Origin of the sequence: Rhodococcus sp. ACT016 (genome assembly GCF_050477185.1) — a bacterium.
Taxonomy (GTDB): domain Bacteria; phylum Actinomycetota; class Actinomycetes; order Mycobacteriales; family Mycobacteriaceae; genus Prescottella.
The window spans coordinates 2,639,256-2,655,116 of sequence record NZ_JBEAET010000001.1 but is presented as its reverse complement, the minus strand read 5'-3'; the positions used below and the strand labels follow the sequence as shown (position 1 = coordinate 2,655,116).

General features: G+C 67.1%; 4 protein-coding genes. 2 read left to right on the top strand and 2 right to left on the bottom strand.

Translation table 11 applies throughout. The features are described from left to right. Nucleotides 1-201 precede the first annotated feature (201 nt). Nucleotides 202-708, top strand: coding sequence for an FAS1-like dehydratase domain-containing protein (locus ACQ5DX_RS12250; protein ID WP_430332883.1), 507 nt, complete (start codon nucleotides 202-204; stop codon nucleotides 706-708). A gap of 111 nt (nucleotides 709-819) precedes the next feature. Here ACQ5DX_RS12250 and ACQ5DX_RS12245 read toward each other — a convergent pair whose 3' ends face one another. Next, complete coding sequence (locus tag ACQ5DX_RS12245) at nucleotides 820-1,665, bottom strand: SGNH/GDSL hydrolase family protein (protein ID WP_430332882.1); 846 nt, start codon at nucleotides 1,663-1,665, stop codon at nucleotides 820-822. Nucleotides 1,666-1,998: 333 nt separating this feature from the next. Next, nucleotides 1,999-2,712: a GAF and ANTAR domain-containing protein gene (locus ACQ5DX_RS12240; RefSeq protein WP_430332881.1), complete on the bottom strand. Its 714-nt coding sequence runs from the start codon at nucleotides 2,710-2,712 to the stop codon at nucleotides 1,999-2,001. Nucleotides 2,713-3,068: 356 nt separating this feature from the next. On the opposite strand from ACQ5DX_RS12240, the gene ACQ5DX_RS12235 reads away from it, so the two are divergent. Next, complete coding sequence (locus ACQ5DX_RS12235; protein ID WP_430332880.1) at nucleotides 3,069-15,719, top strand: amino acid adenylation domain-containing protein; 12,651 nt, start codon at nucleotides 3,069-3,071, stop codon at nucleotides 15,717-15,719. Nucleotides 15,720-15,861: the final 142 nt, after the last annotated feature.

The window sequence follows — 15,861 nt, the reverse complement described above, 5'->3', positions numbered from 1 at the left end:
TGGAGTGGTTGCGCCGGTTACAAATTCGGCAACCCTACCCGTTGCCGGGCATGATCGAAGTGGTGGCGTGACGCGACATCGAAGCAGTCGACCGGCGTGACATGCCCTGATATTCATTGTATTTCAGAGAATCTGGACGAACAGCGGCGATATTGGCGAACTCCCGTAGCCTGGTGCGCTCCTCTGCCTATGATGCTCAGTGTGATCACGAGCTCCGGACAACTGAGGCTGCTCACCCCAGGTATCGTGTTCCGATCCGCCGACAACTACGTAGTCGGTCGAGAAAAGGTACGCGAGTTCGCTCGTGCAGTCCTCGCGATGGATCCGGCACATCATGACGTCGGCGCCGCAAAGAGGGCCGGATACGCGAACCTTGTTGCTCCACCGACTTTCGTTGTTGTGGTTACCGCGACTCTGATCAGGGAAATGATGGCCGATCCGAGGTTCGGGGTCGACACGGGGACGCGCACGCCGATCCACACGAACGAGAAGATCACCGTCACGGCTCCGATTCTGGCCGGCGATGTCCTCACCGCATCGATGACGGTCACTGGCGTCACCGAGCGCGGAGTCGCGGTGTTCCTCGACATCGAGACTCGCCTCCGTACTGCGGACGGCGACCCGCGTATGACAGTGGCGTCCTCAATTCTCGTCACTCCGAATGAAGTAACTGCCCATCTCGAACCGCAGCCGGTTGGAGCGCGCTGACCCGGAACCTTGTGCTCGTTCAGCGACGCCCTATGAAGGCAGGGCCTGTTCGAACCGACGTCACGCTTGCAGCCGACCCAGGCTGGAAGAAGTCATGCTTCCTGTCGAGGGCTAGTGGTGCACCTTTGCGAGCACCTGACGCGCCATGTGTGCCATGCCCGCGGTGTTCGGGTGTAGCGGGCTCGTGGACGGGCGGGCTTGGCGTCCTTCGAACCACCGTTGATCGGGAGCGGCGCACGCGTCGTGTCCTTGCGCCCCTGCGGCGACGTCGACGAACTCGGCACCGGACGTCGCGGCCGCAATCGCAAGGACACCGTTGAACATCGCGAAGAAGCCCTTGGCCCAGATGGCGTCGGCGTCGCTGATCGGGAGGTTGGGCCAGCATCCGTGGTCGCCGACGATTCCGCCGTGCCCGACGAGGATGATGCGAGCAAATGGTGCCTTCACTCTGATCGCCGTGAGCGTCGACCACACCTTCGGACCGACAGCCGCCAGGGCCGATACCGCGTCGCGAGTGAACGCAGGATTGGTGCGACATCCGGCGTCACCGCCGGGTCCATTGGCGTAGCACTGGGAGATGAGTTTGGGCCAGCGAATGTCGTTTCCGCCGATGCTGAGCGTCACGAGCGTGGTGTCCGACGGCATCCGGTCGATCTGCGGAGGCACCGCACCGGTCGACGTCTGCTGCGGGGTGTTCGTCACGTTCTCGGTCCGTGCACCGGAGCACGACAGGTTGAGGAACCCCGCCGCGTTCACTCCCCGCGCGACGAGGTTCGGATAGCCGAGGTCGGAGCGTTTGCACCCGTTGGTGTCTGCGATCCGGTCGAGTGACGGTCCGGCGGCGCGGGAATCACCGAGCGCGACGTACCGCACCGTGGAGTTCGCCGGGGCGCCCGCCGCGATGGCTGGCGGCGTAAGTGAAACTGCTGCAACGGTCGCGACGATGGCTGCGGTCACTGTGGCGCGAACTCCAACTGGCCTTCTCATGATCAGCAGTATCCGTGACGAGCATCGTGACGTCGGGGAGGGGGACTGATCCGCGAGCGTGTCGGTTCACGTCGTGGGGGCCGAACTCCATGTCCGATACCAGTGCGTTTCTTGCAGGCAGTCCGGGCGTTGCGGCTGATCGCCCGGACTTGGCGGTTGTAGTGGATGGCGGGGTGGTGGCACCGAGTGCCTGCGACGGCTTCGAACCGGGCGGTGGGTCGTGGATCGGCTTCACCTGGCCGAGGTGGTTGATCCAACCGGTGCCGGTGTGCCGTTCGGATGTGTCTGGGCGCGCCGCGCGGCTCAGCCGGAAGTCGGCGGAATCAGGGTGCCGTCGACGACTTCTGCGGCAATGTCGTGGAGCGGTCGGCCATGGGTTCGGGCGTAGCGGCGGAGCGCTTCGAATGCCACCGCCGGGGTGCATCCGGCAGATTCGGCGAGCATCCCTTTGGCTTGCTCGATGATTACCCGACTGGTCAGCGCCTGTCGCAGTTGGGCGGCCTCTTCCTGCGCGCTGCGCGTGGTGCGCTCGTGTAGCAGGCCGATGGTGGCGATGCGCCCCAGCGCCCGGCTCGTGTCGACGTCCTGCGCGGGAAGTCGACCGGGGGCGACGCAGAACATGTTCAGTGACCCGATCACCTGGTTTCCCAGCTGCAACGGAACGGCATGGACGGCCCCGAAGCCGACCTCGTCGGCGAGGTGCTGAAACCGTGGCCAGCGCGCCGAGGTTGCGTCGCGTCCGAGGTTGACGAGGGGGCGCTCCGTGGTGAAGCAGTCGTAGCAGGGGCCACGGGCGTCCGCCAGCTCCAACTGCTCGAGGGTGTGCACCGACTTGGTGGTGCACGCCACCGAAGCGAGGTGCCCGCGTTCATCGGTCAGCAGGATGCCGGCAGCGTCGATCGCCACCAGTTCCACGGTTCGGTCGGTCAGGATTCGTAGAGAATCGACGGTGTCGAAGCCGGGTACGAGGGCGTCCGCCAGTTCCTCGAACACGTGGACCAGTCGTTGTTCACTCATGGGTTTCGGTTCTCCCTGGCCGCTCGTCGCCGCCACCGCTTCCAGGCTATCCACACCGGGCGCTGTCGGCATGGAGCATTTCGGTCGGTTGGCGCGCTTCTGGCCGCTCTGGCAAAATGGGTGAGCGGCCACCAAGTGGCCCGAGACGTCACAGGCGTCACTTCACCACCCCGGACCCGGTGGCGCGGTCGGCACGTTCGAGCGAGAAGATTCCACCGCTGTTCCGATATCGGGCACTCGTCGAGCAGGTCGGCACAATTGCGCGTCGTGACGTGCCGCCTGATGCAACACGACCAGATTGCACTCTGATGGACGAGCAGGCGGAGCCGACTTCAAGCGGATTCGGGACTTCTTCCATGGAAGTTGCTGCCCTGGAACCATTTCCGCTGTCATCGGCGCAGTACGAGGTCTGGCTCGCGCAGCGCCTGGCCCCACACCTTCCGTACTGCATCGCTCAGTACGTCGAGTTCCACGGAGACCTCGATCTAGACCTGTTCCGATGGGCGGCCGTGACTGCGGGGCGTGAGGTTCAGGGCGCCTTCCTCCGGCTGATCGAGGTCGACGGGGAGCCCAGGCAAGTTGTCGACCCGTCGTTGGACAACTCAGTGGGGTTCATCGATTTTCGTGGAGAGAGCGATCCGGTGGCGGCCGCGGATGCGTGGATGCTCGAGGACCGGTCGAGTCCGATGGACCCGCTCCACGACCTGGGGGTGTCGACGATCTTGCGGGTCGGCGATGCGCAGTACCTGTGGTACAGCCGTGCCCACCATGTCGCGTTGGACGGGTATGCCGCGATGACGGTGGTCAACCGCATCGCGGCTCTGTACTCGGCTGCGGCGTCGGGTCGGGAACCGGAACCCAGCAGGGCTGCCGATCTGCGGACGCTGTACGAACTCGACTGTCGGTACCGAGCCTCGAGCCGGTTCGACGCGGACCGTGCGTACTGGATCGAGCGGTTCCAGGGGCTGGCGGCGCCCGTGAGTCTGGCCGACCGAGACGGCGCCGCGGTGGCCCGCGACATGCTGGTGACCACATCGCTCGACAAGGACACGGTCGCCCGACTCGAGGACTCCGAGGGTCGGGCGAGCCGAACGTCCGCTGCGGTGATCATCGCCGCCTTCGCCTGTTACCTCTCGCGGATGACGGGCCGGCAGGAGGTTCGCGTGGATGTCCCGGTATCCGGGCGGACCACGGCGGTGTTGCGGCATTCAGGCGGGATGTTCGTCAACGTCGTTCCGCTCCGGATTCGGGTCGGTCCCGGCGACACGGTGGGCGATCTGGTCGAGCGGGTGGGTCTGGAACTGATGGGCGCGTTGCGACACCAGCGCAGCAATCTCGCCGAGATTGCGCGAGAGGTGAGCGTCGGTGCCGAGGCGCATCGGGCCGCCGCGCCGATGGTCAACGTGATGCTCTTCCGTCAGGAGCTGGATTTCGGTTCGGTGACCGGCGAATTTCACGTGCTCACCTCCGGTCCGATCGAGGACTTGCTGATCAACGTCTACCAAAGGGGTACACCCGCAAAGACGTTCGTCGAGTTTCGTGGAAATCCGCTCCGCTACCGCAGCGCCGAGCTGAGGCGCCATCAGCAGCTGTTCGTGGGTGTGATCGCGGACTTCCTGGCGGCTGGCCTTGAGGCACCGATAGCGACGGTCCACCGTGAGAGTGCGAGGGAAGGAGAGCGTCGGCGGGCAGCAGCGCGCGACCTGGACTACTGGCGCCGCACGCTGGCGGGGCTGCCGGTCCGGCTCGGGCTGCCGACGGATCGGCGGCGGCCGCAACAGCGGTCCCCGGAGCCCGGACACCTCCGGATCGCGCTCGGTGCGGAACTGCATCGCACGCTGGAGCAGCGCGCTCGCGAGCACGACGCGACGATGTTCATGACGATGCATGCGGGACTGGCGGCACTGCTGGCCCGGGTGAGCGGCTCCCACGACATCGCGGTGGGTGCGCCGACTTCCCGTCCGGTCGACGCCGCGCTCGACGACGGGGCGGACGCGTTCGTCGACACCGTAGTGTTGCGGACCCACGTGGATCCAGGACTCTCGTTCGCAGATCTGCTGGACCGGGTGAAGCAGAGTCAACGCGGCGCGTTCGCACACGCGGGGGTGTCGTTCGACCGGGTGGTCGAGGCCGTCGCCCCGGGCCGCGCACCGGACAGCCCGCCGCTGGTACAGGTGGTCCTCGGGCCCGACCGTCCCGAGCGGACCGCGGTCGCCGACGTGTCGGTCGCAGCACCCGAGGCCTGTTGTCCCGAACTCTGCGATCTGCAGGTGACTGTAGGTGCGAGCTTCACCGACTCCGGTCGACCGTCGGGACTGTCGGTCGATCTCGCGTTTGCCGCCGATCTGTTCGACTCGGCGACAATGCGGGCATTCGTCGATCGGCTGGCGCGCATTCTCGAGTATGCGGCAGCAGATCCGTCGGCCCCGGTCGGCGACGTCGATGTGCTTGCCCCCGGGGAGTGCGAGCAGCTGACGCCGGTATCCGGGGCGGCGGCATTGCCCGCGACGACCTTGCCGGGGCTGTTCGCGGCATCGGTGGGCACGGACCCGAGCACGATCGCGGTGGTGTACGGAGACCGGAGTTGGACGTACGGCGAGCTCGACGGCCGGTCGAACCGGTTGGCGCGCTGGTTGATCGGTCGTGGTGTGGGTCCGGAGTCGTCTGTGGCGGTGGGGTTGCCGCGGTCGCTGGAGTCGGTGCTGGCGGTGTGGGCGGTCGCGAAGTCCGGTGCGGCGTTCGTTCCGTTGGATCCGGGGTATCCGTCGGCTCGGCTCGAGCACATGCTCGCTGATTCGGGTGCCGTGCTGGGGCTGACGCGCGAGGACGTGTGGAGCGGGCTGCCTCGGACGGTGCCGTGGGTGGTGCTCGACGACGAATCTGTCGAGGCGGAGGTGGCGGGGTTTTCCGCGACGGCGGTGACCGACGGCGAACGGGCCGCTGCGCTGACACCTGACCATCCGGCGTATGTGATCTACACGTCCGGGTCGACTGGGGTGCCGAAGGGGGTGGTGGTGACGCATCGGGGTTTGGCGAACATGGTGGCCGAACAACGCGACCGGTACGCGGCGGGGCCCGGTGCGCGCGTCCTGCACTTCGCTTCCCCGAGTTTCGATGCGTCGGTGTTCGAGCTGGTGTGGGCGTTCGCGTCGGGCGGGTGCCTGATCATCGCACCACCGACGGTGTACGGCGGCGACGAACTGGCGGCGCTGCTCGATCGTGGCCGCGTCACCCATGCGGTCCTGACACCGTCGACATTGTCGTCGGTCGACCCCACGGGCCACGGCTGCTTGCGGTACCTCGAGGTGGCGGGTGAGGCGTGTTCCCCGGAGCTGGTGGCGCAGTGGGCGCCTGGCCGTTCGATGTTCGACGGCTACGGCCCGACCGAGGTGACCATCATGGCGAACCTCGGAGCGATCGGGTCGGCGGGGGAACCGGTGACAGTCGGCGGCCCGATCCGGGGCTTCGAGGAGTTGGTGCTCGACGAGCGGCTACGACCGGTGCCGGTCGGTGTGGCCGGGGAGCTGTATCTGACCGGTGCGGGCCTGGCACGTGGGTATCGGAATCAGGCCGGTCAGACGGCTGCACGATTCGTCGCTGATCCGTTCGGTGCACGGGGACAACGCCTCTACCGCACCGGGGATGTGGTGAGGTGGCTGCGCGATCGGGAGGGAGACCTGACGCTCGAGTACGTGGGCCGGTCCGACTTCCAGGTCAAGATTCGTGGCGTCCGGACCGAGCCCGGCGAGGTGGATGCGGCGTTGACGGCCCACCCGCACGTGAGGTTCGCCGCGACCCTCAGCCGGGCCGGCCCGACCGGCGACCCGGTCTTGGTGTCCTACGTGCTCCCCACCGCCGAGCACGTCCTCGACCCCGCCGAGCTGACGGCCCAGGTTCGTGCGGCGGTGCCGGACCACATGGTGCCCGCGGCGATCACACTGCTCGACGAGATTCCGCTGACCCCGGTCGGCAAGCTCGATCGCGCCGCACTACCTGCACCGGACTTCGGGACCAGGCACACCGAGTCGCGGCCGCCGCGAACACCGACGGAGGAGGCAATCGCAGTAGTCTTCGCCGAGGTGCTCGCGGTCGACCACCTCGGTGTCGATGCGCACTTCTTCGATCTCGGCGGAAACTCCCTCGTCGCGACCAAGGCGGTCACACGGATCAACTCGGCGCTGGATCGGAGCATCGATATCCGCGACCTGTTCGAGTCGCCCACCATTGCTGCGCTCGCGGCACGGATCGATGGCATCGATGGCATCGACGTTCGATCGTCGCCCCGACCGGCACTGACCGCGGGCCCTCGGCCCGACAGCGTGCCGGTTTCCCTCGCACAGCAGCGAATGTGGGTCGTCAACCAACTGGATACGTCGTCGCCCGCATACAACGTTCCCATCGCGCTCCGGTTGTCGGGCGACCTGGACACCGAGGCGCTGCGGTCGGCGCTTGCCGACATCGTCGATCGGCATGCGACGCTCCGGACGGTCTACCCCCAGTCCGTGGACGGTCCCCACCAGGTGGTGGTGCCACCAGGGCAGGTGCATTTCGACCTCACGCCGGTGCCCGTATTCGGAGAGGCGGAACTGCAGGCGCACCTGGTACGGTGTGCCGCCGCCGGTTTCGACCTGACCGACGAGATACCCATGCGGACGGCACTGTTCCGGCTCGGCCCGGATCAACACGTACTGGCGATCGTGCTGCACCACATCGCCGCGGACGGTTCGTCGACGGCGCCGCTGGCGCGGGACGCGGCGGTCGCATACACCTCCCGCCTGCACGGACGGGCTCCGGACTGGGCGCCGCCGGCAGTGACCTACGCCGACTACAGCCTGTGGCAGCGCCGCGTCCTCGGCAGTGAGTCCGAACCGGATTCGCCGCTCGCGCGCGAGTTGACGTACTGGCGGTCGGCGCTCTCGGAGATGCCGCCGCCCGTCGAGTTGCCGACCGACCGACCACATCCGGTGTGGCGGTCGATGCAGGGAGACGAAGCTCGCTTCGACATCGGTGCGCACCTGCATCAGCGGCTGCACGATCTTGCACGAGAACATCATTCGACGATGTTCATGGTCATGCATGCGCTGCTCGCCGTGCTGCTGAGCAGGTTGAGTGGGAGCACGGACATTGCGGTCGGCACGCCGACGGCGGGGCGAGGCGAGGCGGCGCTCGACGATGTGGTGGGCATGTTCGTCAACACCGTCGTGCTGCGGACGCAGGTGGAGCCCGGGTGTTCGTTCACGGACCTCCTCGGACGGGTCAGCGCATGCGATCTCGATGCCCTCGTCCACGCACAGGTACCTTTCGACCGAGTGGTCGATGCCGTTGATCCCGTTCGGTCGACGGCGTATTCACCGCTCTTCCAAGTGATGCTGGAGTTTCAGAACATCGAGATGCCGAACCTGGCCTTGCCGGGGCTGACGGTCGAGCCTGTCGATGTCGATCTCGACATCGCCCGCTACGACCTGCATCTGAGCCTCGCCGAGGAGTTCGACCCCGTCGACGACGCTCCTCTCGGGATGTCGGCTTCCTTCGGCTTCGCTACCGACATCTTCGACTCGGACACGGTGCAGCGCTTCGCGGACCGATTCCTCCGCATTGCCGAGGAAGTCGCTTCCTCGCCTTCGGCGCGGGTCGGGGAGATCGATCTGCTCTCCCCGGCCGAGCATCGGGAGTTGGTGTCGGTGTCGGGTGGGCCGGGGGTTGTGGGGCGGGTGTTGCCGGAGTTGTTGTCGGCGTCGGTGGTGCGGGATCCGGGTGCGGTCGCGGTGGTGTACGGAGACCGGAGTTGGACGTACGGCGAGCTCGACGGCCGGTCGAACCGGTTGGCGCGCTGGTTGATCGGTCGTGGTGTGGGTCCGGAGTCGTGTGTGGCGGTGGCGTTGCCGCGGTCGCTGGAGGCGGTGCTGGCGGTGTGGGCGGTCGCGAAGTCCGGTGCGGCGTTCGTGCCGGTCGATCCGTTGTATCCGGCTGGTCGGATTGGGCACATGCTGTCGGATTCGGCTGTGACGGTGGGTGTCACGGTCGCGGAGTGGCGGGATCGGCTGTCGGAGTCGGTGGGGTGGGTGGTGCTCGACGATCCGGTGGTCGAGGTGGAGTTGGCGGAGTTGTCGGCCGGGTCGGTGAGCGATGCGGAGCGGCCGGCGAGGCTGGAGGCCGATCATCCGGCGTATGTGATCTACACGTCCGGGTCGACGGGGGCGCCGAAGGGCGTGGTGGTGACGCATCGGGGGTTCGCGAATCTTTTGGTGGAGCAGGGATTTCGGTTCGGGTTGGGTCCCGATGCGCGGGTGTTGCATGTGGCGTCGCCGAGTTTCGACGCGGCAGTGTTCGAGCAGACGATGGCCTTCGGTGCGGGTGCGCGGCTGGTGATCTCGCCGCCGACCCTGTACGGCGGTGAGGAATTGGCCCAGCTACTCGATGCCGAGGGTGTGACTCATGCGATTCTCACCCCGACGGTCTTGGCTTCGTTGGATACAGCCTTGTCGACTCCGACTTCCGCTGATGCAACGGGATTGGAGTCGTTGCGGAATCTGATGGTGGGCGGTGAGGCCTGCCCCCCGGAGTTGGTGACTCGGTGGGCCCAGGGGCGGTCGATGTTCAACCTGTATGGGCCGACCGAGACGACAATCTGGTCGAATTCCAGCGCGCGCATGGCGGTTGGGGATCGGGTGACGGTTGGTGGTCCGATTCGGGGTGTGGAGGAGTGTGTTCTGGACGGGTGGTTGCGGCCGGTGCCGGTGGGGGTGGTTGGGGAGTTGTATCTGGCGGGTTCGGCGTTGGCGCGTGGTTATCGGAATCGGGCGGGGTTGACGGCGGCGCGGTTTGTTGCGGATCCGTTTGGGGGGTCGGGTCGGCGGATGTATCGGACGGGGGATCTGGTGCGGTGGGTGCGGTTGTCGGATGGGGGGCTGGTTCTGGACTATGTGGGTCGTTCGGATCTGCAGGTGAAGGTTCGGGGGTTCCGGGTCGAGTTGGGTGAGGTCGAGTCGGTTCTGTCTGCGTGTGCGGGGGTGGCGCGTGCGGTTGCGGCGGTGTGTGCGGTCGAGGGTGCTGGTGATCGGTTGGTCGGGTATGTGGTTCCCGAGGTGGGTGTGGATCTTGATGTGCGTGAGGTTCTCGCGTTCGTGGGGGAGCGGTTGGCTCCGCACATGGTTCCGGCGGCGGTGGTGGTGGTCGATGCGGTGCCGGTGACGCCGAACGGGAAGGTTGATCGTGCTGCGTTGCCGGCGCCGGATTTTGCGGCGGGCAGCAGCGAGTTCCGGGCTCCGGGCACCGAGATCGAGAAGGTACTCACGGGGCTGTTCGGGGAGGTGCTCGGTGTCGACCGGGTGGGGGTGGAGGATTCGTTCTTCGCGCTCGGTGGAGACAGCATCATGTCGATCCAGTTGGCGGCGCGGGCGAAGGCGGTGGGAGTGGTGTTCTCGCCGCGGGACGTGTTCGAATGCAGATCGGTGGCGAGGCTGGCGGACGTTGCGGTCCTCGGGGACGGTGGCTCGGCCCAGGTGCTCGAGGAGCTCGCCGGTGGTGGTGTCGGTGAGGTGTCGTTGACACCGATCATGCGGTGGCTGCTCGAACGGGGAGAGTCCGGGTTCGGCCGCTTCTCGCAGTCGCTGATGCTGGGTTTGCCGCCGGGGGCCGACGGGAGATCCTTGGCGGGCACGGTGCAGGCGTTGCTGGATCGGCACGACATGCTGCGTGCCCGGGTGCAGCCCTCGACGGATGGGGCCTGGACGTGGGAGGTGCAGCCGTCCGGAACGATTCGGGCCGACAATGTCATCCACCGCGTCGCGATGGCGGCGAACCAGGGAACCGCCGCGTTCCACGAGCAGGCGGCGGCGGAGTTGACCGCTGCCGCGGACCGGCTCGACCCGGCTGCGGGGGTCGTGATCCAGGTGGTCTGGTTCGATCCTGTGGAGGAGGCGGACCGCGGCCGCATCCTGGTGGTGATTCATCATTCGGCGGTCGACGGGGTGTCCTGGCGGGTGCTGGTGCCGGATCTGGCCGCAGCCTGGTCGCAGATCGCGGCGGGAATACAGCCGGAGCTCGAGCCGGTGGGGACGTCGATGCGCAGGTGGGCGCACGGGCTGGTCGAGGCGGCCCACCGGCCGGAGCGGGTCGCGGAACTCGAGATGTGGCGGGCGATGGCTGCCGGGGACGATCCGTTGATCGGGTCCCGGCCCCTCGACTCCACGATCGACGTGAATTCGACGGCGGAAACTGTCCGCGTGGAACTCCCCGGCGACGTCACCGAGGCGCTGTTGACCACAGTGCCAGAGGTCTTCCATGGCGCGGTGGGGGACGGACTGGTGGCCGCGTTGGCGATCGTGGTGACGAAGTGGCAGCGGGAGCGCGCTGCCGCGTCGCGGGAATCCCCGGCCCGCGAGGTCTTCTTCAGGCTGGAAGGCCACGGGCGCGAGGAGGGTGTGGTCGCGGGCTCGGATCTGACCCGCACAGTCGGTTGGTTCACGACGAGTTTTCCTATGCACCTGGATCTTTCCGGTATCGACCTCGACGATGCGTACTCCGGTGGGCCGGCCGCCGGTGCGGTTGTCAAGTCCGTCAAGGAGCAACTCCTCGCGGTCCCGGATCACGGGATCGGCTACGGACTGCTGCGCTATCTCAACGACGGCACTGGGTCGGCGTTGCGGGACCTGCCGGCGCCACAGGTCGCGTTCAACTACCTCGGCCGGGTCGCCGGCGGGATCCCTGACGGCGGGCGTGAGGCCGGTTGGGTCCCGGTCGAGGACGCCGACGACCTCTCGGGTGCACAGAATCCGGACATGCCGGTGTCGGCGGTGCTCGACATCAACGCCCTGACGGTCGGTAGCGCCAGTGCGCCGCGGCTGCGCGCGACGTGGTCGTTCCCGAGTGGTGTGTTGACATCGGCCGAGGTCGGTGAGCTGGCGGGGTCGTGGTGCGCGATGTTGGCGACGTTGACCGCGCATGCCCAGGCCCCCGGGGCGGGCGGACGGACACCGTCGGATTTCGACCTGGTCACTTTCGGGCAGCCCGAGATCGAACGGCTGGAGAACCGGTATCCGGACATGACGGACGTGTGGCCGCTTTCCCCGCTGCAGAAGGGGCTGCTGTTCCACGCGTCGGTGTCCGAGGAGTCCGCGGACGCCTATGTGGTGCAGCTGGTCCTCGAACTGCACGGAGATGTCGACCCGGCCCGTCTCCGGCGTGCGGGAGAGATGCTGCTCGAACGGCATCCGAACCTGCGGACCGCGTTCGTCGCCGACACCGCCGCCGGGCCGGTACAGGTGGTCCAGGACCACGTCGTGGCGCGCTGGACGGAGGTCGATGTCTCCCGGCAGGACGCGGGCATGCGCCGGACCGAGCTGGACCGCATGCTGCGCGCGGACCGGGCGACCCGGTTCGACCCGGCTCGGGCGCCACTGCTGAGCTGGATGCTGGTCACCACCGGACCCGAGCGTCACCGACTGGTGCTCACCAGTCATCATCTGCTGCTCGACGGTTGGTCGATGCCGCTGCTGTTGCGCGAACTGGTAGTGCTCTATGGCGCTGACGGAGATGCCGCGGTGTTGCCGCGGGCGTACCCGTACCGCGACTACCTGGCCTGGCTGGGTGGGCAGAACGCCGACCTGTCACTCGAGACGTGGGCTCGCGTCTTCGACGAGGCCGACGAGTCGACGTTGGTGGCGCCGGCCGACCCGGGTCGTCGATACTCCGATTCACGGGAGGTGGTCGCCGGCCTGACCGAGGAACGGACGGCGGCGCTCACCTCTCTTGCGCGTGCTCGCGGGATCACCGTCAACACTGTGCTCCAGGTGTCGTGGGCGATCGTTTTGGGCGCGTGGACATCCAGGGACGATGTGACGTTCGGTACGACCGTATCCGGGCGGCCCCCGCAGCTCGAGGGCGTCGAGTCGATGATCGGCCTGTTCGTCAACACACTGCCCGTGCGCGTCCGGCTCGACAGCGCAGAGAGTCTGGGACAGCTACTCGACCGGATCCAGGCGGAGCAGGCCGCGCTGCTCGATCATCACTACGTGAGTCTGGCCGACATCCAGCGGGTTGCCGGGCCGGGAGCGGTTTTCGACACGATGTCGGTGTTCGAGTCCTATCCGGTCGATCGGAGCGGGATCGCCGCGGAAACCGACGTTGCCGGGGTTCGGGTGGTCGGGGTGAGCGGGACCGACGCCTCGCATTATCCGATCGGCCTGGTTGCGGACGTCGATACGCGACTGCGCCTGCGAATCTCGTACCTGCCCGAGATCTTCGACCACGACACGATGGAGGGGACCCTCGAGCGCGTCCTGCGGGTGATCGATACCGTCGTCGCCGACCCGGACCTGCCGCTGGCCCGGCTGGATCTGCTCTCCCCGGCCGAGCATCGGGAGTTGGTATCGGTGTCGGGTGGATCGGGGGTCGCGGGGTGGGTGTTGCCGGAGTTGTTGTCGGTGTGGCCGGCGCGGGATCCGGGTGCGGTGGCGGTGGTGTGTGGTGATCGCCGGTGGACGTATAAGGAGTTGGACGAGCAGTCGAATCGTTTGGCGCGCTGGTTGATCGGTCGTGGTGTGGGTCCGGAGTCTTCTGTGGCGGTGGGGTTGCCGCGGTCGCTGGAGTCGGTGTTGGCGGTGTGGGCGGTCGCGAAGTCGGGGGCGGCGTTCGTTCCGTTGGATCCGGGGTATCCGTCGGCTCGGCTCGAGCACATGCTCGCTGATTCGGGTGCCGTGCTGGGGCTGACGCGTGAGGACGTTTCGAGCGGGTTGCCTCGGATGGTGCCGTGGGTGGTGCTCGACGACGAATCTGTCGAGGCGGAGGTGGCGGGGTTTTCCGCGACGGCGGTGACGGGCGGTGAACGGGCCGCTGCGCTGACACCTGATCATCCGGCGTATGTGATCTACACCTCCGGGTCGACAGGGGTGCCGAAGGGGGTGGTGGTGACGCATCGGGGGTTGGCGAATCTGGTGCTGGAGCAGGGCGTTCGGTTCAGGTTGGGTCCCGATGCGCGGGTGTTGCATGTGGCGTCGCCGAGTTTCGACGCGGCGGTGCTCGAGCAGTTGTGGGCGTTCGGGTTCGGTGGGCGGCTGGTGGTAGTGCCGCCGGCGGTGTTCGGCGGTGCCGAGTTGGTTCGGATTCTGCAGCGGGAGAGGGTGACTCACGTTGCGTTGACGCCGACGCTGTTGGCGACGGTCGACCCGGTGGGGCTCGACGATCTCCGGACCATCGTGCTCGGTGGTGAGCGGTGTCCGCCGGAGCTGGTGACGCGGTGGGCGTTCGGCCGGCGGATCTTCAACACCTACGGTCCGGCGGAGGTGACGATCCAATCGAATTCCAGCGCGCGCATGGCGGTTGGGGATCGGGTGACGGTTGGTGGTCCGATTCGGGGTGTGGAGGAGTGTGTTCTGGACGGGTGGTTGCGGCCGGTGCCGGTGGGGGTGGTTGGGGAGTTGTATCTGGCGGGTTCGGCGTTGGCGCGTGGTTATCGGAATCGGGCGGGGTTGACGGCGGCGCGGTTTGTTGCGGATCCGTTTGGGGGGTCGGGTCGGCGGATGTATCGGACGGGGGATCTGGTGCGGTGGGTGCGGTTGTCGGATGGGGGGCTGGTTCTGGACTATGTGGGTCGTTCGGATCTGCAGGTGAAGGTTCGGGGGTTCCGGGTCGAGTTGGGTGAGGTCGAGTCGGTTCTGTCTGCGTGTGCGGGGGTGGCGCGTGCGGTTGCGGCGGTGTGTGCGGTCGAGGGTGCTGGTGATCGGTTGGTCGGGTATGTGGTTCCCGAGGTGGGTGTGGATCTTGATGTGCGTGAGGTTCTCGCGTTCGTAGGGGAGCGGTTGGCTCCGCACATGGTTCCGGCGGCGGTGGTGGTGGTCGATGCGGTGCCGGTGACGCCGAACGGGAAGGTTGATCGTGCTGCGTTGCCGGCGCCGGATTTTGCGGCGGGCAGCAGCGAGTTCCGGGCTCCGAAGGAGGGCTGCGAATCCGCCGTCGCGGACGCCTTCGCGGCCCAACTCGGCGTGGCGAGGGTCGGCGCGGACGACAACTTCTTCACCCTCGGCGGCAACTCGTTGACGGCCACGGCGGTGGCCGCGCGACTGCGGGAGTCGACCTCCAGGGAGGTACCGGTCGAGTGGATCCTCACACATTCGACGCCCGAGTCGCTGGCACACCGGATCGAAACGCACGAGGCCGAGACCGTCGAGAACGCCGGGCTTGGTTCTGCGGTCGCGGTTCTACTTCCACTGCGTGCCACGGGCAGTCGGAAGCCACTCTTCTGTATACATCCCGCCATCGGGCTGGCCTGGTGTTTCAGCGGCTTGGTGCAGTACGTCGACGACAACCGACCGATCTACGGAATCAATTCACCCGCGCTGACCGATCCCGATGCACGTTTCGGATCGCTCGACGACCGTGCGCGCCGCTACGTCCGGGAGATCCGGTCTGTGCAGCCACACGGTCCCTATCACCTGCTCGGCTACTCGGTGGGGGGCCAGATTGCGCACGAGATGGCGGTCCAACTTCGTCGCGATGGTGATGAGGTGCTCACCCTTTCCATGATGGACAGCCGCGCGCCGTCCGAAGCCGGGCTCGAGGATGAGATGCCTACGGTCGCAAGGTTGCTCGCGGAATTCGGTGGGGTGGAATTGGCCGACGACGGGGAGTCGGCCACGACGGCAGAGCAGGCCGCACGGCTGCTGCGTGCGAAGGGTGGACTCTTTGCGTCACTGACTCCGGATCACCTCGAGACTCTCTACCGGGAGTACGGCGACCTCGTCCAGTGTGCTCGCGCGCATCGGCCGTCGACTCTCGAGGATGCGGCGGTCGCGTACTTCAGCGTGGCGACAGATTCGATCGACGATCACGGTCTCAACCGTGAGACCGGGGCGGCGGGCTGGCGAAAGTACATCATCGGTGACATACACGAGTACCAAGTCCCTACGAGTCACGAGAAATTGGCGAGCGCGAAAGGCCTTTCGGTCGTGGGCCCCCTCCTCAACCGGCACTTGAATCTGGCTGACCGACAGCGTGGGGCACCCGAATGATGCGCAGCACGACACCGACCGTGCACTCGTTGCTCGACCCTTCGGCGCGGACTACCGTGGAGGCGTCGAGCGGGCCGAATGGATGTCAGGTCGTACTCGTCGATTCCTGGCTGCCCCGGACCCGGCAGTCCCATTGGAGGAC